The organism is Streptomyces atriruber, assembly GCF_001418325.1.
Classification (GTDB): Bacteria; Actinomycetota; Actinomycetes; order Streptomycetales; family Streptomycetaceae; genus Streptomyces; species Streptomyces atriruber.
Map to the genome: position 1 here is coordinate 1 of NZ_LIPN01000002.1, position 21,676 is coordinate 21,676.

The following is a 21,676-nucleotide window of genomic DNA, read 5'->3' on the forward strand; positions in this document are numbered from 1 at the left end:
CAGTCGCACGGGCGCGGGAGCGGGCGGAGCGGCTACGGGCGCCGACGGGGCCGCCGGAGTCGGGGCGGCGGCCTGCTGCGGCTCGTCCACCGAAATGCCGTAGTCCATGGCGAGCCCTTCGAGGCCGCTGCCGTACCCCTGGCCGACGGCGCGGAACTTCCAGGCACCCTGCCTGCGGTAGAGCTCGCCGAGGACGAAGGCGGTCTCCACGGTCGCGTCCGCGCTGTCGTAGCGCGCGAGTTCGGCGCCGCTCACCGCGTCGAGGACGCGGATGTACAGGCCGGGGACCTGGCCGAACGTGCCGCCGTCGGCCGACGCGGCGAGCACCACGGTCTCGATCTCGGGCTCCACGCGCGCGAGGTCGACGCCGAGCACATCGGTCACACCGGCGCCGGAGCGCTGCTTGCCCTCGTGGCGCACCGCGCCGGAGGAGTGCGCGGGCTGGTTGTAAAAGACGAAGTCCGCGTCCGAGCGCACCTTTCCGGAAGGCGACAGCAACAGCGCGGACGCATCGGCGTCCGGCACTCCGGCTCCGGAACCCCAGCCCAATTCGATCCGTACCGCGGGTGCCGGTACGGGAACATTCGATCCTTTAGACATTGTCATGTCCGCCCCCATCGTAAGTCGCCATCCGGCTGGGCCCGCCGTTTCCGTTCATGACCAACCTATTACCCGGACCTCACGGAGGCCCACGACCGTGTCCCGCGGGCCCCGTGGCCAACCCCAGGTAACCCCCCAGGAGCTCGGCCTTTACACGATCCGAACATCGTCCGGCGACCGATTTTCCCAAGTTCGCTCGCATTGGGGATCCACAGCCACAGCCGACACGTAAAACAACCCTCTTATCGGTCTCCCCAACCAGCACATCAAGGGCTTAACTTATGGAGCATGACCTCCCCCCGCTCCACCTATGGCGGCGGTTACTACTCCGCGCCGTCCTTCCCGGACACTCCGATCTACGACTCCCTCGTTGCAGAGCGGGGCACTCCGCAGATCGCCCCGATCCGGGTCCCCTCCGCGTACGACACGGGCAGTCACCTGCCCGCGCTGCCGGCCGCGCTGCCCGCGTTGCCGGCCGCCCCGTCCCATCCCAACCAGGCGTACGGCTACCCGCAGGCCCAGCAGCCCGCACCGCTGCAGCAGACCCCGGCGCCGTACATCCCGCAGCAGACCGCCGGCCCGCGCGGCTATCCGGGCGCCCAGCCCCAGCGGCCCGCGCCCGGCACGGGGTACGAGGCGATGCGCCCCGCGGCGCCCCGCCCGGCCCCGGCGTCGTACGAGGATCCGTACAACCGCCCCTACCGCGGGTACTGATCACCGGCGGCCGTCCGCTGTCAGCGGCTGCTGGCAGGATGGCCGCATGCCGTACCCAGCACTGAGGTCCCTCCACGTTCACCCGCTCAAGGCGGCCAGGGGGCACGCTCCGCGTGAGGCCGTCGTGGAGCCCTGGGGGCTCGCGGGTGACCGTCGATGGATGCTGGTCGACGGCGACGGACGGTTCGTGTCGCAACGACCGCATCCGCGCATGGCGTTGGTCGCCGCCGAGGCACGGCCCGGCGGCGGCATCCGTGTGTCCGCGCCCGGCCGCGAGGCCCTCACGGTCGGCGTGCCCGACCCCGGCCGGACCGTGCCGGTGGAGGTCTGGCGGGACAAGGTCGAGGCGGTGCCCGCCGACGACGCGGCGCACGCCTGGTTCAGCGCCCACCTGGAGACCGACGTCCGGCTCGTCCACCTGGACGCCCCCGCGACACGCCGCCCCGTGGACCCGGCGTACGGCAGGGCGGGCGAGACGGTCTCCTTCGCGGACGGCTTTCCGCTGCTGCTCACCGCCCTCTCCTCGCTCGACGCGGTCAACTCCCTCATCGCCCAGGGCGACCACTCCGACGAGGGCCCGCTGCCCATGAACCGTTTCCGGCCCAATGTCGTCGTGGACGGCACCCCGCCCTGGGCCGAGGACGACTGGCGGCGCGTCGCCATCGGCGACGTCACCTTCCGCGTCGTCAAGAAGTGCGGGCGCTGTGTCGTGACGACCACCGACCAGCACACCGCGGAGCGCGGCAAGGAGCCCCTGCGGACGCTCGCCCGGCACCGCCGCTTCGGCGACCAACTCGTCTTCGGGCAGAATCTGGTGCCCGAAACAACCGGAAAGATCCGCATCGGTGACACGTTCACGGTCCTCGAATGATCGATGCCCGAATGGGAACTCGACGCCGGGGCACGGACGTTGGGATCCTGGACATGAAGCGCAACGAAGGGGGGCGGCTGCGGAGAGTGATTTCGCTCTCTCTTCCCGCCACCCGCGCGAAGTCCGTGCCGTTCCCGGCTAAGACGGACGCGGAAGGGGGTGCAGGGCAGTGCGAGCAATCGTCGGCCTGTGGCGGTGGCGGCACAATCCGCTGCGCCGCGGCACCGACCTGGTCGAGGCCTGGCTGGCCCTGGTCGCCCTGGTGCTGATCATCGTCGGCGCCCCGGTCGTCGGCGTGTTCACCGCGAGCCTGTCGCGGGACGCCCTCCTCGCCTCGGTGCAACAACAGCACGAGGACCGCCACGCGATCACCGGCACCGTCCTGCGCAAGGTCGGCTCCTCCCCGATCGACCCCGACCCCGAGACCTCATCGGCGCGCGACGCGCACAGCCGTGTCCTCGCCCGCTGGAAGGCCCCGGACCACACCGATCACTACGGCGTGGTGCTGTCCGACCTCAAGTCCCCGGACCCCGGCGACCACTTCAGGCTCTGGACGGACGAGCACGGCCGCGTCGTCGGCCGCCCGCTGGACGGCGCGACGGCGACGACACACGCGGTCCTGGCCGGATTCGGCACCGCAGCGGCGAGCGTCGGCCTCATCGAGGGCGGCCGCAGGCTGATTCTCTGGCGCATCGTGCGCGGGCGTCACGCACGGCTGGACCGGGCGTGGGAGAAGGCCGGACCCGACTGGGGACGGACCGGCACCGGCTCCTGACGGACCCGCCCCGGCCATCGGGTCAACTCCGCCTGCTCGCGCGCGCTACGGTGGACCGGCCGAACTCCTCGGCCCCTTGCGCAGTGCCACGACATGCAGTGACACACGACAGCGCCGCAAGGTCCCGCGTACGACAAGGTGGGGGCAGAGCAACTCCATGGCACAGGGCACGGTCCAGGTGACGCACACCGGCACGTCGCGGTGGCGGCGCCGCACCGGCGAGTACGCATCGCTCGCCGCTGCCTTGGAGGCCGCGAGCGACGGGGACGTACTGACCGTTGCCGCCGGCACCTACCGCGAGAACCTCGTCGTCCAGCGCGCGGTGACACTGCGCGGCCCCGAGAGCTCCCCCGGCTCGGTGCGCATCGCACCGTCCGACGGGGTGCCGCTGACCGTCCGCGCCTCCGCTGTCATACAGGACCTGCACATCGAGGGCCAGGACTCGTCCGCGCCCGCGCTGCTCGTCGAGGACGGGGCCCCGGAGCTCATCGGCGTCCGCGTGGTGACCCGGTCCGCGGCCGGGCTCGAAGTGCGCGGCGGGGCGCGTCCCACGGTGCGCCGCTGCACCGTCGACAACCCCGGCGGCATCGGCATCGCGGTGCTCGACGGCGGTGGCGGTGTCTTCGAGGAGTGCGAGATCGTCGCGGCGGGCCAGTCCGGCGTCGCGGTGCGCGGCGGCGCCCATCCGCGCCTGGAGCGGTGCCGGGTGCACCACGCGTCGGGCGCGGGCCTCTCGGTGACCGGGGAGCACACGGGACTCGAGGCGATCGGCTGCGAGGTGTACGAGGTCAAGGGCTCCGGTGTGCAGATCACCGGGCGGGCCACGGCCCACCTGACCGACTGCGACGTGCACCGCACCACCTCCGACGGCGTCACGCTCGACACGGACGCCGTGCTCACCCTGGCCGACTGCCGCATCCACGACATCCCGGAGAACGCGATCGATCTGCGCTCGCGCTCCGTGCTGACCCTCACCCGCTCCACGGTGAGCCGGTTCGGGCGCAACGGCCTGTCGGTCTGGGACCCGGGCACGCGCGTGGACGCCAACCAGTGCGAGATCCACGACAGCACGGGTGACTATCCTGCGGTCTGGGTCAGCGACGGCGCGACGGCCGTCCTGGAGTCGTGCCGGGTGCACGACGTGCCGGACGCCCTGTTCGTCCTGGACCGCGGCTCCCGCACCGACGTCGTCGACAGCGACCTCTCCCAGGTGCGCAACACCGCGGTGTCGGTGAGCGACGGGGCGACCGCCCAGCTCGACGACTGCCGCATCCGCGAGGCCGCGACAGGCGCCTGGTTCCGCGACCACGGCAGCGGCGGCACCCTCGCCAACTGCACGGTCGACGCCGTCCAGACCGGCGTGATCGTCACCAAGGGCGCCGACCCGACCATCGAGCGCTGCACGGTCACCGCACCCGCCGAGGCCGGTTTCTACGTGTCGGCGGGCGGCCGCGGCAGCTTCCACGGCTGCCGGGTCAGCGGCAGCGGCGGCTACGGCTTCCACGTCATAGACGGATGTCGTACGACGCTGAAGAAGTGCCGCACGGAGCGGTGCGCGCGCGGCGGCTTCGAGTTCTCGGAGGAGGGCCCGCTCGTCGAGGACTGCGCGAGCGACGAGAGCGGCGGCCTGCGCACCCCCGCGGCACCGGCCCAGCCGACGCCCGCCGTGCAGACGGCCACCCAGACCGTGGGCCTGCTCGGCGCCCTGCCCGCCCAGCAGGCCGCGCAGGCACCGCAGCCGACGGCCTCCCCGGCCGAGGCGAAGAGCTCCCGGGCCTCCACGGAGGTCCTCGGCGAGCTCGACGCCCTGGTCGGCCTGGACAGCGTCAAGCGCGAGGTGCGCGCCCTCACCGACATGATCGAGGTGGGCCGCCGCAGGCAGCAGGCCGGGCTCAAGGCCGCCTCCGTCCGCCGCCACCTGGTCTTCACCGGCTCCCCCGGCACCGGCAAGACGACCGTCGCCCGCCTCTACGGCGAGATCCTCGCCTCGCTCGGCGTCCTGGAGAGCGGCCACCTCGTCGAGGTGTCCCGCGTCGACCTGGTGGGCGAGCACATCGGCTCCACGGCGATCCGCACCCAGGAGGCCTTCGACCGGGCGCGCGGCGGCGTGCTGTTCATCGACGAGGCGTACGCCCTCTCGCCCGAGGACTCCGGGCGTGACTTCGGCCGCGAGGCCATCGACACGCTCGTGAAGCTGATGGAGGACCACCGCGAGGCCGTCGTGGTGATCGTCGCCGGGTACACCGCGGAGATGCAGCGGTTCCTCTCCGTCAACCCCGGGGTGGCGTCCCGCTTCTCACGGACCATCACCTTCGGCGACTACGCGCCCGAGGAGCTGCTGCGGATCGTGGAGCAGCAGGCCGACGAGCACGAGTACCGCCTCGGCACGGGCACGTCCGAGGCGCTCCTGAAGTACTTCACGGTGCTCCCCAAGGGGCCCGCGTTCGGCAACGGCCGTACCGCGCGTCAGACCTTCGAGGCGATGGTGGAGCGGCACGCGGGCCGGGTCGCCCAGTTCGGCGAGCCGAGCACGGACGACCTCACGCTGCTGTATCCGGAGGATCTGCCGGAGCCGGTGTGAGGCCTTCCGTCGCCGGGGGCTCCGGGGCACCCTCCGGGGTCTCCGAGGCCCCCGTCCGCGTCTCCGCGGGCCTCGGCGACGGCACCTCCGGCTTGAGGCGCGCGAGGAGCCGCGCCCGTTCCTCCGCGAACGCGGCGTCCGCCTGGTAGTCGCCGTGGCCGAGGATCGGCGCGGGCAGCGGGTGTTCCTCGGTGCGGCCGTAGGCGAGGGGGTCCTTGAGGGCGGGGCGGTCGACCTGCGGGCCGCAGTCGCCGTGCAGTTGGATGGGGCCGCCGATCGGGTCGGTGGTGCGGTACAGGTTCCGCCAGCAGTCGACCTCGCGGTGCAGCGAGGTCAGGGCCGCCGGGCCGAAGTGGGCCGGGAACCACCTGCCGTACAGGCGCTCCAGGGGCGAGCCGTAGGTGAGCAGGGCGACGCGCCTGCGGACCGACGGTCGCAGCTGCCAGGCGGCGGCCGCCGCGAGGACACTGCCCTGGGAGTGGCCGGAGAGGACGAGTCGGCCGCCGGTGGCGCTGGTGGCGCGCGTCCAACTGGCCATCCGCCAGGTCAGGTCGGGCACCGCGCGCTCGGCGTAGCAGGGCGGGGCGAAGGGGTGGGCGGCGCGCGGCCAGAAGGTGCCGACGTCCCAGAGGATGCCGATGGTGCGGCGGGCCGAGGGGTCCTTGTACGCGCGACGGCCCCAGGTGACGAAGAGTATGAAGCCGAAGCCGATCAGCCAGGAGCCGAGCGCCTGGGAGGTCTGCGCCGCGCCCTCCAGGACGTCGGGCATGTCGTCCGCGGCCTGCCCCGGCACCTCGTCCGACATCCATGCGCCCGTGAGCGCGGCGGCGCCCAGCAGCAGCGTCACGGCGGAGATGATGCCGACGAGCAGGGGCGCGCGGTCGGTGAGGGCGGCACGCGCGCGCGTGCCCGCGATCCGGCGGGTGCGGGTGGAGTCCTTGCGCTCGTCGGGGTAGTCCACCGCCATCCGCGCCATCTCCCTGCGCTTGCGCTGCACCGTGCGGAAGCCGAACCAGCCGCACAGCACCGCGACGACCACGAGGAGCGGCGGGATCACGGAGGCCTGCCAGGTGAGCACCAGGGCCGGTCCGTCGATCGAGCCCTGCGTACCGTCCAGCCAGTCGGCGACGCGCTGCGCCCCGCCGCCGGTCATGACGCCGCCGAGCGCGCAGGACAGCATGGCGACGGCGGGCCCGCCGAAGCCGCGGATGGCGGTGCGGGAGTCGGGAGAGGTCCGGTACAGCAGGTGGGCGACCACGGCGAGGCAGAGGATCAGGAGGCCCTGGACGAGCGCGATGCCGCCGAACGTCGCGTCGCCCGGCAGCCTGCCCTCGGAGCGCCAGCCGGGGCGGGACCAGCCCGCGTACAGCAGGGCGAGGGCGAGCAGGACGAGGGCGCCCAGCGGCAGCCAGCGGACCAGCGTCTTGTCGAGCGTCCGGTCGAGCCTGTTCTCCGAACGCCCCCTGCGGCACACCACCCAGACCACGAAGACCCCGCCCAGGACGAGCGTGGCGTCCAGGGCCCAGCCGATGGAGTCGAGCGGGGCGGGGCCTCCGGGTCGCCGGTCGTACCGCGCCGCCGAGGTGCCGACGGCCGCGGCGACGGTGAGGAGGCCCGCGGCCGTGTGGGCGGCGCGCAGCCGGGCCACCAGCCTGCGTCCGTACCAGAACCCGGGCCTGCCGAGTGCGGTGCGGCTGGTCTCCTCCTCCGGGTCGGGCTGCTGGGGCAGCGGCTGCTGGGATTCGTACGCGCTCCACGTGCGGTGGGACAGGTACCAGAGGAGGCCGGTGAGGGCGCCGGGCAGGAGGGCGGCGAGGGCGAGGCGGCGGCCGGGCTGGGACCACCAGCCGCCGTTTCCGGAGCCGTCGGTGGCGAGGAAGCCGAGCCAGGCGCGGTCGTCGGCGCACTCGGGGGTGCCCGCGCACTGCCAGGCGGTGAGGTCGAGGGCGAGCTCGCAGGCGGCGGCGACGAGCAGCACGGTGAGGGTGAGGCCGACGAGCCTCACCAGGAGGCCGTAGGTGCGCACGAGCCGTTTGCGGTGGCGGGAGGTGGGCCGCATCCAGTGGGCGAGGTTGACCACCATGAAGGGCAGCAGCAGGAGCCACAGGGCCCGGGAGCCGTTGCCGGAGGTCAGATTGCACCAGACGTACGCCTCGGGCACCGGTTTGCCGCGATAGTCGTCGGGGCGCCGTTCCGCGTCGGCGTCCTCGGTGCGGCGGAACACGGCTGCCGTGTCGTCGCCGGAGATCCGCACGGTGCGCGGGTCGCCCAGCATTTCCTCCGGTGTGGTTCCCCCGACTCCGTGGACCAGGAGTTCGAGGGCGGTCTCGTCCTGCGTGGCACGCTCCACTGTTCCGCTTCCCCCGAGATGAGCATGGTGAGAGGACAAGGATCTCGACTCGGGGCCCACTGCGCACCCCTCGTCACGCAATCTCCCCCTTCCTGGTTGTTCCCTGTCCCGGGCGGCTCACCCGGTCGGTGGCACCGCTGTCGGTGGCCCGTGCGAGGATGAGGCAGCGCGCCGGGCGGGCGCGCCGGGCATGACGAGGCAGAAGGGCCGCACCGGGCGTGAGCGACAATCAGAACCTCCTGGCCGAGCAGCGCCGCGCCCTGATCCTGGACGAGGTGCGCCGCCGCGGCGGCGTCCGTGTCAACGAACTCACCCGCAAGCTCGGCGTGTCCGACATGACGGTCCGCCGCGACCTGGACGCGCTGGCCCGCCAGGGCGTGCTGGAGAAGGTGCACGGCGGCGCGGTCCCGGTGATGGAGGCGAGCACGCACGAGCCGGGGTTCGAGGCCAAGTCGGGCCTGGAGCTGACGGCCAAGGAGGACATCGCGCGGACCGCGGCGTCCCTGGTGGCGCCCGGCACGGCCATCGCCCTGTCCGGTGGTACGACGACGTATGCGCTGGCGCAGCACCTCCTGGACGTGCCGGACCTGACCGTGGTGACGAACTCGGTGCGGGTCGCGGACGTCTTCCACTCCGCGCAGCGCACCTCCGGTCAGCGGCAGGGCGCGGCGACGGTCGTGCTGACCGGTGGCGTGCGGACCCCGTCGGACTCGCTGGTCGGTCCGGTCGCGGACCAGGCGATCGGGGCGCTCCACTTCGACGTGCTCTTCCTCGGTGTGCACGGCATATCGCTGGAGGCCGGTCTGTCGACGCCGAACCTGGCGGAGGCGGAGACCAATCGGCGGCTGGTGCAGTCGGCGCGGCGGGTGGTGGTGGTCGCGGACCACACCAAGTGGGGGACGGTGGGCCTGAGTTCGTTCGCCTCGCTCTCGCAGGTCGACACGCTCGTGACGGATGCGGGGCTGGCTGCGGAGGCGCGCGTGGAGATCTCCGAGCACGTGAACCGGATCGTGGTGACGGGCGAGCTCACGACGCCCGGTGGGGCCGACGACGCCGCGGCCGCCGACACCGCCACCGCGAACATCGACGACTCCGAGGCCCGCGCAGACATCTGACGGGCCGCCAGCTATGGTGACGGCACCCGGTCAACCGTCCGTTCTCCTGGGGGGCAGCGTTCCATGGCACGCCGACTGAGCCCTGTTGGGCTCGACTTCATACAGTCCGCTCCGGTGCGTCTGGTCTTCTCGCGCGAGGTGGGCGCACCTCCCGACGCGGTGTACCGCGCCCTGGCCGACGACGTGACGGGCTGGCCCCAGTGGTTCTCCGCGGTCACCCTGTGCAGGCCGACCGGGGGCGGGGCCGGCCGCGAGGTCCGGCTCAAGGGCGGCACGCGCTTCCAGGAGTCGATCCTGGCGGCCGAGGGACCCGAGCGGTACGCCTACCGCATCGACGAGACGAACACGCCCGGCCTGCGCGCCCTCGTCGAGGAGTGGCGGCTCTCCCCGGCCGGCACCGGCACCCGTGTGCAGTGGACTTTCGCCGTGGACGGACCCGCCCCGCTGCGCGTCGCCCTGAAGCTCGGCCGCGCGGGCCTCGGGCGGGCGTTCCGGGACGCCGTCACGGCCTTGGACAAGCGGATCGGCTCGTCCAAGACATAGCCGTGCCGCGGGCACCGCCGTCCCGTGCCCGCTACTCGGGCCACGCCCCCGTGGCCAGCAGCGTGTCGATCGTCTGCGCGTAGGGCGCGATGTCCAGGCCCTGTTCGGCCAGCCACGCGTCCGAGTAGTACTTGTCCAGATAACGGTCACCGGGGTCGCAGATCAGCGTGACGACGCTACCCGTGCGCCCCGCGGCCACCATCTCGGCGACGATCTTCAACGCGCTCCACAGGCCGGTGCCGGTCGAGCCGCCCGCCTTGCGGCCGATCGCCTGCTCCAGGGCGCGTACGGCGGCGACGGACGCCGCGTCCGGCACCTTCATCATGCGGTCGATGGCGCCGGGCACGAAGCTCGGCTCCATGCGGGGCCTGCCGATGCCCTCGATGCGGGAGCCGCAGTCGCTCGACGCGTCCGGGTCGCTCTTCGTCCACCCGTCGAAGAAACAGGAGTTCTCCGGGTCGGCGACGCAGATGTTGGTGTCGTGCTGCATGTAGTGGACGTAGCGCGCGATGGTCGCCGAGGTGCCGCCGGTGCCCGCCGTGGCGACGACCCACGCGGGCTCGGGGTAGCGCTCAAGCCGCAGCTGCTGGTAGATCGACTCGGCGATGTTGTTGTTGCCCCGCCAGTCGGTGGCCCGCTCCGCGTAGGTGAACTGGTCCATGTAGTGCCCGCCCGTCTGGACGGCGAGGGCAGCGGACTCCGCGTACATCGTGCGCGAGTCGTCCACGAAGTGGCACCGGCCGCCGTGGAACTCGATGAGACGGATCTTCTCCGCGCTGGTCGTGCGGGGCATCACCGCGATGAAGGGCACCCCGATCAGCTTCGCGAAGTACGCCTCGGAGACGGCCGTGGACCCGCTGGACGCCTCGATGACCGGACGCCCTGGCCTGATCCAGCCGTTGCAGAGGCCGTAGAGGAACAGCGAGCGGGCGAGGCGGTGCTTGAGGCTGCCGGTCGGGTGCGTCGACTCGTCCTTGAGGTACAGGTCGATGCCCCAGTGTTCGGGCAGCGGAAAGCGCAGCAGATGGGTGTCGGCCGAGCGGTTGGCGTCGGCCTGGACCTTGCGCACGGCTTCTTTGAGCCAGGCCCGGTACGTTGCGTCGCTGTGGTCGACGTCGAGCGTCGGCATGGGCTCGTCGGCTCGAAACTGCTGTGGGGTGCTCACGGCGGGGCTCCTTCGCGTCGTGCCGGACGCGATTTCGACGCGGCCGTACACCTCGATCTTAAACACCTCCAACACCGCTCTCACCTGCATAAACACACCTTTGAGGCCCTCAAAGGAGCAGCTGTCGCAGCCTTGGGGAGAGCTTGACGGCGCGCCGTCGCGAGCAGCGAGGAAGCCCAGGTCCGACGTCTCCATGCGTACTGGTGCTCGACGCCTGGGGCGTGCAGACTTCACCGCACGGGGCAGCTGTCTCGTGTCGGAGCGGTTCACCCACAACGCACTAGGGGGCGGAGTGCCATGGCGGAGCCGGAGTTCACGGCCACGGGTGTGCGGATCGGGCGGCGTTTGCGCTCCCTCACGCGCGCCGGCCAGGTCCGCATCACCGACGGCAGGCTGGAGTTGCTGACCAGCTACGGCACGGAGATCGACAGCGCGCCGGTGCAGGCGGTGCGCACGGGCAAGCCGTGGTTCGCCGCGGACGACCGGGCCCTTGCCGAAGTGAACGGCACCCGCTATCGGCTCACGCTCGGCGAGCACGAACCACGCCCCGGCGAGGCCGGTCCGCCGACGGTACGCAGGTTCATCGAGGCCGTGCGCAGCGCCACGGAACACCGCCTCCCCAACAGCTGACGGGGCCGGTCGGCGCGATGCGCGAGTTGCATGCCCGCACCCCCTGGGCCACTCTGGTCTCACATCACTCTGGGTTTACCGGCGATGACGCTGCGAACCAGCCGCCGCCGGCCATACAGCAGGCGGCAGACCACGCGGCCCCTGCTGGATCCGATCGTCGTCTTCTTCCGGACCTCAATTCGGGGAGTCGCAGCCGTGATCAGCCAGCCAAGCAGGCATTGCACGGTAGAGCTCCAAGCCCTGCCGTCGCGGATCGGCCAGGTCCGCAGAATCGTATCTGCGCAGTTGCGCTACTGGCATCTCGATCCATTGATAGACCAGGCCGCCCTAGGTGTGACGGAGCTTCTCACCAACGTCCACCGGCATGCCGAGCCCGACAAGATGTGCACCGTGGAGATCGAGCTGCTGCTCGACCGGCTCACGGTCTCCGTCCATGACCACGATCCGCGCCTCCCCCAGCTCCGTGACGCGGAGCCCTTCGCCACCTGCGGCCGGGGACTCGCGATGGTCGCGGCGGTGAGCGAGAGCTGGGGCGTGCGCCCGCAGGGCGACGCGGGAAAAGTCGTGTGGTTCACGCTCCCCGCCCCCTCCCCCGCGGTGGCCATGTCCCCGTATCCCGTGTACGGGGCGGCAGAGAAGACTCCCGCCCGGTCGGCCGTTGTCGGCTGACCGGGCGGTGATCGTCCGTTCCGCAGGCGTCACTCGGTGGCGATGGCCCGCAGCACGTCCAGGCGCGCCGCCCGCCGAGCCGGACGCAGGCCCGCCAAGGCGCCCGCGGCCAGCCCCACCAGAGCGACCACCACCAGCTGCACCGGCGGCACGGCGAACGCGAAGGCGCTCTCGGTCGTGCTGTCGGACGCCTTGACGAGCACCCAGCCGAGGAAGCCGCCGAGCACGAGTCCGCCCGCCGTTCCGAAGGCGGCGACGAGCACCGACTCCCAGCGGACCATGGCGCGCAGTTGGGCCCTGGTCTGGCCGACCGCGCGCAACAGGCCCAGCTCGCGGGTGCGTTCGTGGATCGCGAGGGTCAGCGTGTTGGCGATGCCGAGCAGGGCGATGAACACCGCGAGGGCGAGCAGCGCGTAGACGAGGGTGAGCATCATGTCGATTCCGCTCGCGGAGGCCTCCGCGTACTCGGAGCGGGTCTGCACATCCGGATTGCCGTAGTCCTGCGCCGTCTCGGCGACCGCTGCCTTGCCCGCGGCCGGGGTCACGCCGTCCTTGAACGTGACGGAGACGAGGCTGTCGGAGTCCTGCATGCGGTGCGGCGCCCAGGCCTCGCGGCTGATGACGTAGTCACCGGCGAGCTCCGACCTGCCGAAGACCGCGCGGACCGTGAAGGTCTCCTTCTTGCCGTCGGCGAAGGTCAGGTCGGCCCGGGAGCCGACCTTCAGGTCCTGCTTCTCCGCCTCCGACCTGGTGATGGCGATGCCGCGGTCGCCGAGCGCTCCCAGCGAGCCGTCGACGTCACCGAGGTCGAAGGAGCGCGCGAACGGCTGCGGGTCGGTGATGGTCAGGGCGCGCCCCTGGCCGTTGACCTCGGCGGCCCCCTTGCCGAGGCCGACGGCGGTCTCGACCTCGGGCTGCTTCGCGAGCGCGGGGGCCAGCTTCGGGCTGAGCCCGCTGCCGCCCGCGCCGAAGCCGGGGGTGCTGACCGCGATGTCTCCGGCGAAGGACCGGTTCACGGTCTGGTCCATCGTGGCCTTCAGCGAGGCGCCGAAGACCGTGAAGAGGGAGACGACGGCGACGCCGATCATCAGCGCGCTCGCGGTGGCCGCGGTCCGCTTCGGGCTGCGCAGGGCGTTGCGCCGGGCGAGGCCGCCGGTGACGCCGCGCAGCCGGTCGAGGGGGCCGCCGAGGACGCGTACCGCTCGCGAGGAGGCGACGGGCCCGAGCACCACGAAGGCGACGAGGGCCAGCACCGCCCCGGCCGCCGCCAGCCAGATGGAGGGGCTGACCAGGACACCGGTGAGGGCGAGGCCCACGGCGGCCAGCGCGAGGCCGCTGCCGACGACGGCACGGCGGCGCGAGGCACCGGAGTGGTCGACGGCCGTCTCGCGCAGCGCGGCGAGCGGGGCGGTGCGCCCGGCCCGTACGGCGGGCAGCAGCGCGGAGCCCAGGCAGACCACGACGCCGACGGCGAGCGGCAGCAGCATGGAGAGCGCGCCGATCACCAGGTCGCCCTCGGGAAAGGGGAATCCGATGGCCGGGAAGAGCGCCTGCAGGCCGGCCGCGACGCCGATGCCGCCCGCGAGTCCCGCGGCCGACGCGATGACGGCGACGGCGCTCGCTTCGACGAGGGTCGAGACGGTGACCTGTCGGCGCGAGGCGCCGAGCGCGCGAAGGAGCGCGTTCTCGCGGGTGCGCTGGGCGACGACGATGGCGAAGGTGTTGTGGATGCTGAAGGTGGCGACCAGCAGGGCCACTCCGGAGAACACCAGCAGGAGGGTGGTGAAGACGCCGAGGAACTGGCCGGAGATGTTGTCGGTGTTCTCCGCGGCCGACGCCTCCCCGGTGATGGCTTCGACTCCCTTGGGCAGTACGGGGTTCAGCGCGTCGACGAGCTCCTGCTCGGTCACGCCGGGCTCGGCCCGCACCCGGATGGCCGCGGCTTCGCCGGGCTTCGCGGTGAGGTACTTCTCGGCGTCGGCCCGCGTCATGCCGGTGAAGGTGGTCTGCGCCATGCCGTCCTCGCCGCCGAAGGTCGCGAGGCCCACGATCTTCACCCGCACGGGGTCGGGGGTGCGCAGCGTCGTCGTGTCGCCGATCTTCAAGTCGCCGGTCTTCGCGGCGCCCCGGTTGACCACGACCTCGCGGGGCCCGGACGGGGCACGCCCTTCGGCGAGTCGGTACGCGTTCAGCTCGGTGTCGTCGATCCAGTTGCCCGCGAGGGTGGGCGGGCCCTTGCCGCCGATGGGTTCGCCGTCCTTGCCGAGGAGCTGACCCGCGCCCTCGATGTCGGGCGCGGCGGCGGCCACCTGCCCGTTCTTCTCCAGCGTCTTCACGAGGTCGGTGTCGACCGGCTCGCGGGTGCCCCGGTTGTCGTCGGGGGTGGTGATGGTGTCGGCGCTGCGGACGACCGCGTCGGTGCCGCTCGTGGCATTCCCGAACATGGTGTCGAAGCTGGCGCGCAGGGTGTCGCCCATGACGAGGGTGCCCGCCAGGAAGGCGACGCCGAGCATGACGGCGAGGAACGTACCGGCGAAACGGCGTCTGTGGCCGCGCAGCGAGGACATGCTGAGGCGGACGGAGGCGTTCAGGGAACCGAGGGAACCACGGGAATTCGGGGAGCTCATGACGGCGCCCCCTGCCTGCCGGGACGGGCGCCGGAGGCCTGGGGCATCGCGGCGGAGTGCGTGTCGGAGTGCGGGGCGGCATCCCTCGCGGGCGGTCGCGCGTCGAAGGCCTTCATCCGGTCCAGGACCCGGTCGGCCGTCGGGGACTCCATGCGGTCCACGAGGCGCCCGTCGGCGAGGAAGACGACCTCGTCGGCGTGGGCGGCGGCCACCGGGTCGTGGGTGACCATGACGACGGTACGGCCCATCTGGCGCACCGCCCGGCCGAGCAGGTTCAGCACCTCCTCGCCGGAGCGCGAGTCGAGGTTGCCGGTCGGTTCGTCGGCGAAGACGACGTCGGGGCGGCCCGCGAACGCCCGTGCCACGGCGACGCGTTGCTGCTGGCCGCCGGAGAGTTCGGCGGGCCGGTGGTGCAGCCGGTCGCGCAGCCCGACGACGTCGACGAGGGCGTCCGCCCATTCGCGGTCGCCGCGGACTCCGGCGAGGTCCATGGACAGCGTGATGTTCTCGGCGACGGTCAGCGTCGGCACCAGGTTGAAGGCCTGGAAGACGAAGCCGATTCGGTCGCGCCGGAGCAGGGTCAGGCGCCGGTCGTCGAGCTTGCCCAGCTCGGTGTCACCGATGAAGGCGGCGCCCGAGGTGAGCGTGTCCAGGCCCGCCGCGCAGTGCATCAGGGTGGACTTGCCGGACCCGGACGGGCCCATGATCGCGGTGAAGCGTCCGGCGGGGAAGTCGACGCTCACCCCGTCCAGGGCCCGTACGGCGGTGTCCCCGCTGCCGTAGACCTTCACGGCGTCGGCGACGCGGGCGGCGCCGACGCCCACCGGCCCGGCGGCCTGTCCGGTGGCGGTGCTCATGCCGCACCGCCCTTGGAGGTACGGCCGAACTCCTCGTTGAGGACGGTCAGCCGCCGCCAGTACTCGTCCTCGTCGATCTCGCCGGAGGCGAAACGGCGGCCGAGCACGGCGATGGGCGAGTTCTCGTCGACGCCGGTGTGCCCGGCGGGCCCGAGCACGCCCCGGAACGGACCGCGGCGGCCGCGCCACACGGTGCGGCGGAGCAGGGTGACGGCGCCGACGACGACGGCCGCCCAGATCAGCGGGAAGAACAGGATCCACGGGCCGGGCCCGCCGTCCCAGTGCGCCAGGGTCTGCATCTGAACTCATCTCCTCCGAAGCGGTTTCTGTGCTGCCTCCAAACTCGCCCCGGGGGTGCCCTCACGTCGTCGTACGGCCAGCGGCACCGCGCGTACCACCGCGGGAGTACGCGCGGCGGCCACCCCTACGCCCGACCACTGGATCTCTGTACCTACTAGTATGTACAGTGTCGCCATGAGCACTCCGGAGCGCCTGATCGAGTCCACTCGCGAGCTGCTGTGGGAGCGGGGGTACGTCGGCACGAGCCCCAAGGCCATCCAGCAGCACGCGGGGGCGGGCCAGGGCAGCATGTACCACCACTTCGCCGGGAAGCCCGACCTCGCGCTCGCCGCGATCCGGCGCACCGCCGAGGAGATGCGCGCCACCGCCGAAGCGACCCTGAGCGGCGGCGGTTCGGCGTACGCGCGCATCGAGTCCTATCTGCTGCGCGAACGCGACGTGCTGAAGGGCTGCCCGGTCGGGCGGCTCACGATGGACCCGGACGTCGTCGCGAGCGACGAGCTGCGCGCGCCCGTCACCGAGACCCTCGAATGGCTCCGCGATCGGATCGCCGGAATCGTCGAAGAGGGGCTCGTCCAGGGCGAGTTCACGACGGCGCTCGATCCCGTGGACATCGCGTCGGCGGTCGTCGCGACGGTGCAGGGCGGCTATGTCCTGGCCCGGTCGTCGGGGTCGCCCGCCGCGTTCGACACGGCGGTGCGCGGGCTGCTCGCGCTGCTCGCCGCCGCCCGCACCCCGGACGACATCCGGTCCGGGACCACCACCACCCAGTGAGGACGCGTACGTTGCACATCACCCGGAACCGGCCCGACAGCCGCCAGGGATCCGCCGAGCACTTCACCGGCACCGTCTGGCTCGACGAGATCGCCGCGCCCGACGCGCCGTCCCGCCTGCGCATGTTCAGCGTCCACTTCGCCCCCGGCGGCCGCACGGCCTGGCACCGCCATCCGCACGGCCAGGTCCTGCACGTCACCGAGGGCGAGGGGTTCGTGCAGCGCGCAGGGGGTCCGGTCGAGCCGATCAGGGCCGGCGACACGGTCTGGATCGAACCCGGCGAGTCGCACTGGCACGGCGCGGGGCCGCGCACGTTCATGACGCACCTGGCCGTGGTCGAAGCGGCGGCGGACGGCACCACGGTCGACTGGGGCGACCTGGTCGACGCCTGCACCTACCCCAACTGAGCCTGCTGCCGAAGGAGTACGCCTTGCACGCGATGCAGTACGAGATCACCCTGCCCGCCGACTACGACATGGGCATCATCCGCCACCGGGTCGAGTCGAAGGGCCACCTGTTGGACGATTTTCCCGGACTCGGCTTCAAGGCGTATCTGATGCGCGAGCGCGGCAGGGACGACTCGCCGGTGAACCAGTACGCGCCGTTCTACCTCTGGAACACGGCCGAGGGCATGAACTCCTTCCTCTGGGGGCCCGGCTTCCAAGGCCTCGGGGAGGACTTCGGGCGGCCGGTGGTGGAGCACTGGACGACGCTTGCGTACGAGGAGGGGCCCGCGTCCGACGCCGTACCGAGAGCGGCGGTCCGCCGCCGACAGCGCATCCCGGCACCGATGCACCTGCCAGGAATGGCGGCCGAACTCGCCGCGGAGGCACGGCGTTTGGCGCGGGCCGACGGTGCGGTGAGCGCGCTGACCGCGGTGGACCCGCGGACCTGGGAGGCCGTGCACTTCTCGCTCTGGGAGAGCGAGGCGCCACCGGGCATCGGCGAGGTCTTCCAAGTGCTGCACGTGTCGGCACCCGAGCGGGAGAAGCTGCGGTGGGGGCGGCAGTGGTGACCGGCAGCGGTACTCCCACGATCCGGAGCGTCCTCGGGGACATCGCCCCGGCGGATCTCGGCGTCTGCGACGCCCACGACCACCTCTTCCTCCGCAGCCCCCAGCTCCCGGGCCAGGAGCTGGATTCGCCCCTGGCCGCGACGGAGGAGCTGACGGCGTTCCGCCGGGCGGGCGGCCAGAGCGTCGTGCAGTGGACGCCGCACGGGATGGGGCGGCATGCCGGACTACTGCCGGAGCTGTCGAGGGCGACGGGCGTGCGGCTCGTCGCCGCGACGGGCTTGCACCAGGCGGTCCACTACCCCCAGGAGCTGCTCGGCCGACTCCGTGCGGACGACCTCGCGACCCTCTTCGTCCGTGAACTCACCGAGGGCATCGGGGAGTCCGGCGTACGGGCAGGCCTCATCAAGGTCGCGGGCGGCTTCCACGGCCTCGACGCGCACGCACGCTGGACGATGACAGCGGCGGCCGAGGCGCATCACGCGACGGGTGCGCCCATCGCCGTCCACCTGGAGCTCGGCACCGGCGCGCTCGACGTACTCGACCTGCTCTGCGGCGACTGCGACGTGCCGCCGCACCGCGTCGTCCTCGGCCACCTGAACCGCTCCCCCGACCTCACCGGCCACCTCCAGGCCGCCGAGTCGGGCGCCTATCTGGCCCTCGACGGCCCCTCCCGCGCCCATCACGCCACGGACTGGCGCATGCCGGACGCGATGCGCGCCCTGGCGGACGCGGGATTCGGCGACCGCCTCCTCCTGGGCGGTGACACGACGACGGCGGGGGCGCAGTCGGTGCACGGTGGTCCCGGCATGCCGCATCTGCTGCGGCGGGTGCGCCCCCGGCTCGGGCTCGCCGTGGGCGAGGAGCTGGTGGAGCAGATCCTGACGGTGAACCCGGGGCGGGCGTTCGCGGTGGACTGGGAGCCCGGCTCAGTGGGCTGGAAGCCCGGCTCACCCCGCCCCGTATTGCACTGACCGTTCCAGAACCGGTACGGTTCCGACATGGCCCGACCGAGAAGCTTCGACGAGGAGCGGGCCCTGGACGCGGCAATGCATGCCTTCTGGGCGAACGGCTACGAGGCCACCTCGACCCAGGACCTGTGCGACGCCACCGGCCTGGGCCGCAGCAGCATCTACAACACGTTCACCAGCAAGCACGACCTGTTCCGGCGAGCCCTGACCCGGTACATGGACAGCATGAACGCCAACCAGCTCGCGATCCTGGAGGACGTGGAGCGGTCGGCCACGGAGCGCGTGCGCTCGCTGTTCGACCGGGTCATCGACGGGGAGTTCGAACAGCGCCGGGACGGCCACAGCATCGGCTGCCTCACCGTCAACACCACGGTCGAGCTCGCCGGGCGCGACCCCGAGGCCGCGGGAATGCTGGAGCGGGACCTCGACACTCGGCTCACCGCGCTGCGCACCGTGATCCGCACCGGCCAGCAGAGCGGCGACATCACGTCCCGACGCGACGCGGACACGCTCGCCCGTTACCTCAACGCCGTGATCGGCGGCATGCGGGTCTCCGCGCAGGGCGGCGCCGACCGGGCCACCCTGCAGGCCATCGCCGAGACCGCGATGGACGCGCTCACCGTGGACCGGTAGCGACACCCACCTCCCCACTCCCTCCCTCTTTCCGGCTCGCACTCATTCCGGCTTGCGCTCTTTTCGGCTTGCGCAAGCGACTTCGGGTTCACTCGGGGACTCGCCGTGCCCTCCCCTGCCCTTTTTCTGTACCGACCCATCCAAAACTTGCCCGACAGGAGCACCCCACCATGCCCCGCGCCGTATACGTACTGGCCCTCGGCATCTTCGCCATGGTCACCAGCGAATTCGTGGTCGCAGGACTGATGCCGCAGATGGCGGACGGGCTGGACGCCACGATCCCCGAGATCGGCTATCTCATCACCGCCTTCGCGGCCGCGATGGCACTCGGCGGCCCCTTCCTCACCGTCGCCGTACTGAAACTGCGTCAGAAGTCGGCCCTGATGCTGTTGTTCGGCATCTTCCTCGCGGGCAACGTGCTGGCGGCCCTCGCGCCCGACTACCGCACCATGCTGGTCGCCCGGGTCCTCACCGGCATCGCCTCGCAGGCGTTCTTCGGCGTCTCCATCTCCCTGGCCTCCCGCATCACCCGGCCCGAAGTGCGCGGCCGCGCCGTGGCGGTGGCCCTCAACGGTCTGATGCTGGGCACGCTGCTCGGGCTGCCGTTCGCCACGGTCGTCGGTGAACACCTGGGCTGGCGCGCCGCGTTCTGGGCGATCACCGTGCTGACCGTGCTCGCCGCGGTGGCCACGCTCGTCGGCGTACCGAGCGCCGACGGCGAGAGCGAGGAGAACGGCAGCCTCCGCCAGGAACTGGGCGCACTCCGCAACCCCCGGCTGTGGCTCGTCCTCACCACGAGCACCTTCGTGATCGGCGCGACCTTCTCCGCCTTCAGCTACCTCAACCCGATCCTCACCGAGCTCACGGGCTTCTCCTCCGGAACCGTCCCGCTGCTCCTCATCGCGTACGGCGCCGCCACCGTCATCGGCAACACCGTCGTCGGCCGGTTGGCGGACCGCCGCACCATCCCCGTGCTCGTCGTCGGTCTCGCGCTGAACCTGACCTTCCTCGTCGGATTCGCGCTGTTCGCCGAACTGAGCGTCCCCGCAGTGGTGTTCATGCTGGGCATCGGGCTGGTCGGCGTCACCATGAACCCCGCGCTGGTGACCCGTGTCCAGCGCGTCGGCAACGCCCGGTCCCTGGTGAACACCGTCCACTCGTCCTTCATCACGCTCGGCATCATCATCGCCACGTCCGTCGGCGGCCCCGCCATCGACGCGGTCGGGCTGCGGGCCCCGCTGTGGATCGGCGCCGGCCTGGCCCTGCTCGGACTCGTGTCCCTCGTACCCGACCTGCGGCGCCGCCTCCTCGACCCGGCCCCGTCCCCGGCGGTGGAGAAGGCCGCCGCCGAGGTTCCGCAGGGGGTGTGAGCCCCATGGGCAGCATCGGTCACGCCGGTCACGCACGGAGGGACCCGAGTAGGTCACGTTCGGTGAATCGGCCGAGCCCACCCTCGTCTCGTCGCTGACCGAGCGCGCATGGGACGTGGTGGTCGTCGGGGCGGGGATCCGCGGGACGGAGCAGTTGCTCCCGCTCTTCGAGCTGATCGTGAACCTGATCCACCGCCATGCGCCGCAGGCCGCCATCGCGTTCAACACGAGCGGTACGGACAGCGTCGAGACGGCACAACGCCGACTTCAGGCTCCACACGCAGAACGCAGCAGAACGAAGGAGGGGCCGACCCGTCGGGTCGGCCCCTCCTTGTGGGTCGGGGTGCTGCTACACACGCGCTGACCGTTGGTTTCGGTGCCCCTGGTCGCTGGTGAAGGAGTCCGCAGCCGTCGAGGGCGTCGGGCGCCGCCCCGGGGCCGGGTCGATCGCTCGGCGTCAGGGGGCGCTCTGCTCCACCGTCCGCTCCTCCTGCACGGTCATGCCCGTGACGCCGAGCGCCGCCGTGCCCGCGCCGACGAGGACCGCCGCGGCCGCCGCCATGCCGACGAACGCGAGCCGCAGGCGCGGTCGGCCTCGGTGAGAGGCTCGGCGACGGCTGTCCCGTCGGCTCGTGCGCTGCTCGGACCGCGCGCCCGGCTCGGGCTCCACGGACTCGACGAACTCCTCGGGCCGCTCCCCCGCGGACGCGGCGTCCGGCCGTGCGCCCACCGCGAGTTCCCGGCGGGCAGCCGCCCATCGCCGGGTGTCGTCCGCGTCCAGGCCGCACGCGACGACGAAGGCGACGAGAAGGGCCTCACGGGGCAGGCGGTCCCGGCGGAGCATGGTCGCCGCCGTCGAGTACGGCAGCACCTCCCCCGCCGCGGCCGCCGCACGCTCCAACTCCCGGTAGCTGAGGCCCGACCAGGCCTTGAGTCGGCGCAGTTCGGCCATGAACGCGGCCTCGCCGGCGGCGGGGGTCGGCACGGGCGGTGACATCATCTGGGTTCCTCCGGGTTCCGGCGTGCCCCGCTGACCTGCGCGTACAGGAACTCGCACAAGCTCGAACAGCTCATCCGTTGAACGAGCCGACGAGCGGCGGCCAACCTCGGCCTCGTATC

21 protein-coding genes and 1 pseudogene are annotated in these 21,676 nt (G+C 72.2%); 15 read left to right on the forward strand and 7 right to left on the reverse strand.

Annotation, left to right across the window (positions count from 1 at the left end; all coding sequences use genetic code 11):
- On the reverse strand, positions 1-618 hold a 618-nt coding region (locus AOK03_RS00165), incomplete at its 3' end, for a TerD family protein (protein WP_244177431.1).
- 270 nt (positions 619-888) lie between these two features.
- Between AOK03_RS00165 and AOK03_RS00170 the strand changes: the two genes are divergently transcribed.
- The 4 genes from AOK03_RS00170 to AOK03_RS00185 all read left to right on the forward strand — a co-directional run bounded on the left by AOK03_RS00170 (position 889) and on the right by AOK03_RS00185 (position 5,541).
- Entirely contained in the window at positions 889-1,314 is a 426-nt protein-coding gene (locus AOK03_RS00170) for a DUF6643 family protein (protein WP_055563024.1), read from the forward strand.
- 46 nt (positions 1,315-1,360) lie between these two features.
- Positions 1,361-2,185, forward strand: a complete 825-nt coding sequence (locus AOK03_RS00175) for an MOSC domain-containing protein (protein ID WP_055563025.1) — start codon at positions 1,361-1,363, stop codon at positions 2,183-2,185.
- A gap of 169 nt (positions 2,186-2,354) precedes the next feature.
- Positions 2,355-2,960, forward strand: a complete 606-nt coding sequence (locus tag AOK03_RS00180) for an Rv1733c family protein (protein WP_055563026.1) — start codon at positions 2,355-2,357, stop codon at positions 2,958-2,960.
- Positions 2,961-3,117: 157 nt separating this feature from the next.
- Entirely contained in the window at positions 3,118-5,541 is a 2,424-nt protein-coding gene (locus AOK03_RS00185; protein ID WP_055563027.1) for a right-handed parallel beta-helix repeat-containing protein, read from the forward strand.
- Here AOK03_RS00185 and AOK03_RS00190 read toward each other — a convergent pair.
- Positions 5,501-7,816: a hypothetical protein gene (locus tag AOK03_RS00190; protein ID WP_244177437.1), complete on the reverse strand. Its 2,316-nt coding sequence runs from the start codon at positions 7,814-7,816 to the stop codon at positions 5,501-5,503. The genes AOK03_RS00185 and AOK03_RS00190 overlap by 41 nt on opposite strands.
- 293 nt (positions 7,817-8,109) lie before the next feature.
- Between AOK03_RS00190 and AOK03_RS00195 the strand changes: the two genes are divergently transcribed.
- Positions 8,110-9,006 carry a DeoR/GlpR family DNA-binding transcription regulator gene (locus tag AOK03_RS00195; RefSeq protein ID WP_055563028.1) on the forward strand — a complete coding sequence of 299 codons (897 nt, stop codon included), beginning with the start codon at positions 8,110-8,112 and terminating at the stop codon, positions 9,004-9,006.
- 63 nt (positions 9,007-9,069) lie between these two features.
- Entirely contained in the window at positions 9,070-9,549 is a 480-nt protein-coding gene (locus AOK03_RS00200; protein WP_055563029.1) for an SRPBCC family protein, read from the forward strand.
- Between the two features lie 31 nt (positions 9,550-9,580).
- Here the strand turns inward: AOK03_RS00200 and cds1 are convergent, their stop codons facing one another.
- On the reverse strand, positions 9,581-10,678 hold the full coding sequence (gene cds1 / locus AOK03_RS00205; protein ID WP_055563030.1) for an L-cysteine desulfhydrase Cds1: 1,098 nt from the start codon (positions 10,676-10,678) through the stop codon (positions 9,581-9,583).
- A 333-nt stretch (positions 10,679-11,011) separates the two neighbouring features.
- On the opposite strand from cds1, the gene AOK03_RS00210 reads away from it, so the two are divergent.
- A complete protein-coding gene (locus tag AOK03_RS00210) occupies positions 11,012-11,344 on the forward strand; it encodes a hypothetical protein (protein WP_055563031.1) in 333 nt (110 codons plus the stop codon).
- A 195-nt stretch (positions 11,345-11,539) separates the two neighbouring features.
- A complete protein-coding gene (locus AOK03_RS00215) occupies positions 11,540-12,013 on the forward strand; it encodes an ATP-binding protein (protein ID WP_055563032.1) in 474 nt (157 codons plus the stop codon).
- 29 nt (positions 12,014-12,042) lie between these two features.
- Here AOK03_RS00215 and AOK03_RS00220 read toward each other — a convergent pair whose 3' ends face one another.
- From AOK03_RS00220 to AOK03_RS00230, 3 genes are read right to left on the reverse strand one after another with little or no spacing between them, the layout of a single operon-like run.
- The gene (locus AOK03_RS00220) at positions 12,043-14,604 is read right to left on the reverse strand and encodes an ABC transporter permease (RefSeq protein WP_055563066.1); all 2,562 of its coding nucleotides are present in this window, start codon (positions 14,602-14,604) and stop codon (positions 12,043-12,045) included.
- A gap of 32 nt (positions 14,605-14,636) precedes the next feature.
- Positions 14,637-15,497 carry an ABC transporter ATP-binding protein gene (locus AOK03_RS00225; RefSeq protein ID WP_055563033.1) on the reverse strand — a complete coding sequence of 287 codons (861 nt, stop codon included), beginning with the start codon at positions 15,495-15,497 and terminating at the stop codon, positions 14,637-14,639.
- Complete coding sequence (locus AOK03_RS00230; protein WP_055563034.1) at positions 15,494-15,796, reverse strand: SHOCT domain-containing protein; 303 nt, start codon at positions 15,794-15,796, stop codon at positions 15,494-15,496. Before AOK03_RS00230 ends, AOK03_RS00225 begins: the two co-directional genes overlap by 4 nt.
- 175 nt (positions 15,797-15,971) lie before the next feature.
- On the opposite strand from AOK03_RS00230, the gene AOK03_RS00235 reads away from it, so the two are divergent.
- The 7 genes and pseudogenes from AOK03_RS00235 to AOK03_RS43660 form a co-directional block, all read left to right on the forward strand.
- The gene (locus tag AOK03_RS00235) at positions 15,972-16,571 is read left to right on the forward strand and encodes a TetR/AcrR family transcriptional regulator (RefSeq protein WP_425264339.1); all 600 of its coding nucleotides are present in this window, start codon (positions 15,972-15,974) and stop codon (positions 16,569-16,571) included.
- 11 nt (positions 16,572-16,582) lie between these two features.
- Complete coding sequence (locus tag AOK03_RS00240) at positions 16,583-16,978, forward strand: (R)-mandelonitrile lyase (RefSeq protein WP_055563036.1); 396 nt, start codon at positions 16,583-16,585, stop codon at positions 16,976-16,978.
- A gap of 23 nt (positions 16,979-17,001) precedes the next feature.
- The gene (locus tag AOK03_RS00245) at positions 17,002-17,586 is read left to right on the forward strand and encodes a DUF4865 family protein (protein WP_055563037.1); all 585 of its coding nucleotides are present in this window, start codon (positions 17,002-17,004) and stop codon (positions 17,584-17,586) included.
- Entirely contained in the window at positions 17,568-18,557 is a 990-nt protein-coding gene (locus tag AOK03_RS00250) for a phosphotriesterase family protein (RefSeq protein ID WP_244177432.1), read from the forward strand. The genes AOK03_RS00245 and AOK03_RS00250 overlap by 19 nt, the downstream gene beginning before the upstream one ends.
- Positions 18,558-18,584: 27 nt before the next feature.
- Complete coding sequence (locus tag AOK03_RS00255; protein WP_055563038.1) at positions 18,585-19,187, forward strand: TetR/AcrR family transcriptional regulator; 603 nt, start codon at positions 18,585-18,587, stop codon at positions 19,185-19,187.
- 170 nt (positions 19,188-19,357) lie between these two features.
- Positions 19,358-20,557 carry an MFS transporter gene (locus tag AOK03_RS00260; RefSeq protein ID WP_055563039.1) on the forward strand — a complete coding sequence of 400 codons (1,200 nt, stop codon included), beginning with the start codon at positions 19,358-19,360 and terminating at the stop codon, positions 20,555-20,557.
- Positions 20,558-20,609: 52 nt separating this feature from the next.
- Positions 20,610-20,825: pseudogene (locus AOK03_RS43660) on the forward strand (hypothetical protein); the annotation flags it as partial.
- A gap of 189 nt (positions 20,826-21,014) precedes the next feature.
- Here AOK03_RS43660 and AOK03_RS43665 read toward each other — a convergent pair.
- On the reverse strand, positions 21,015-21,557 hold the full coding sequence (locus AOK03_RS43665; RefSeq protein WP_055563041.1) for a hypothetical protein: 543 nt from the start codon (positions 21,555-21,557) through the stop codon (positions 21,015-21,017).
- Positions 21,558-21,676 lie beyond the last annotated feature (119 nt).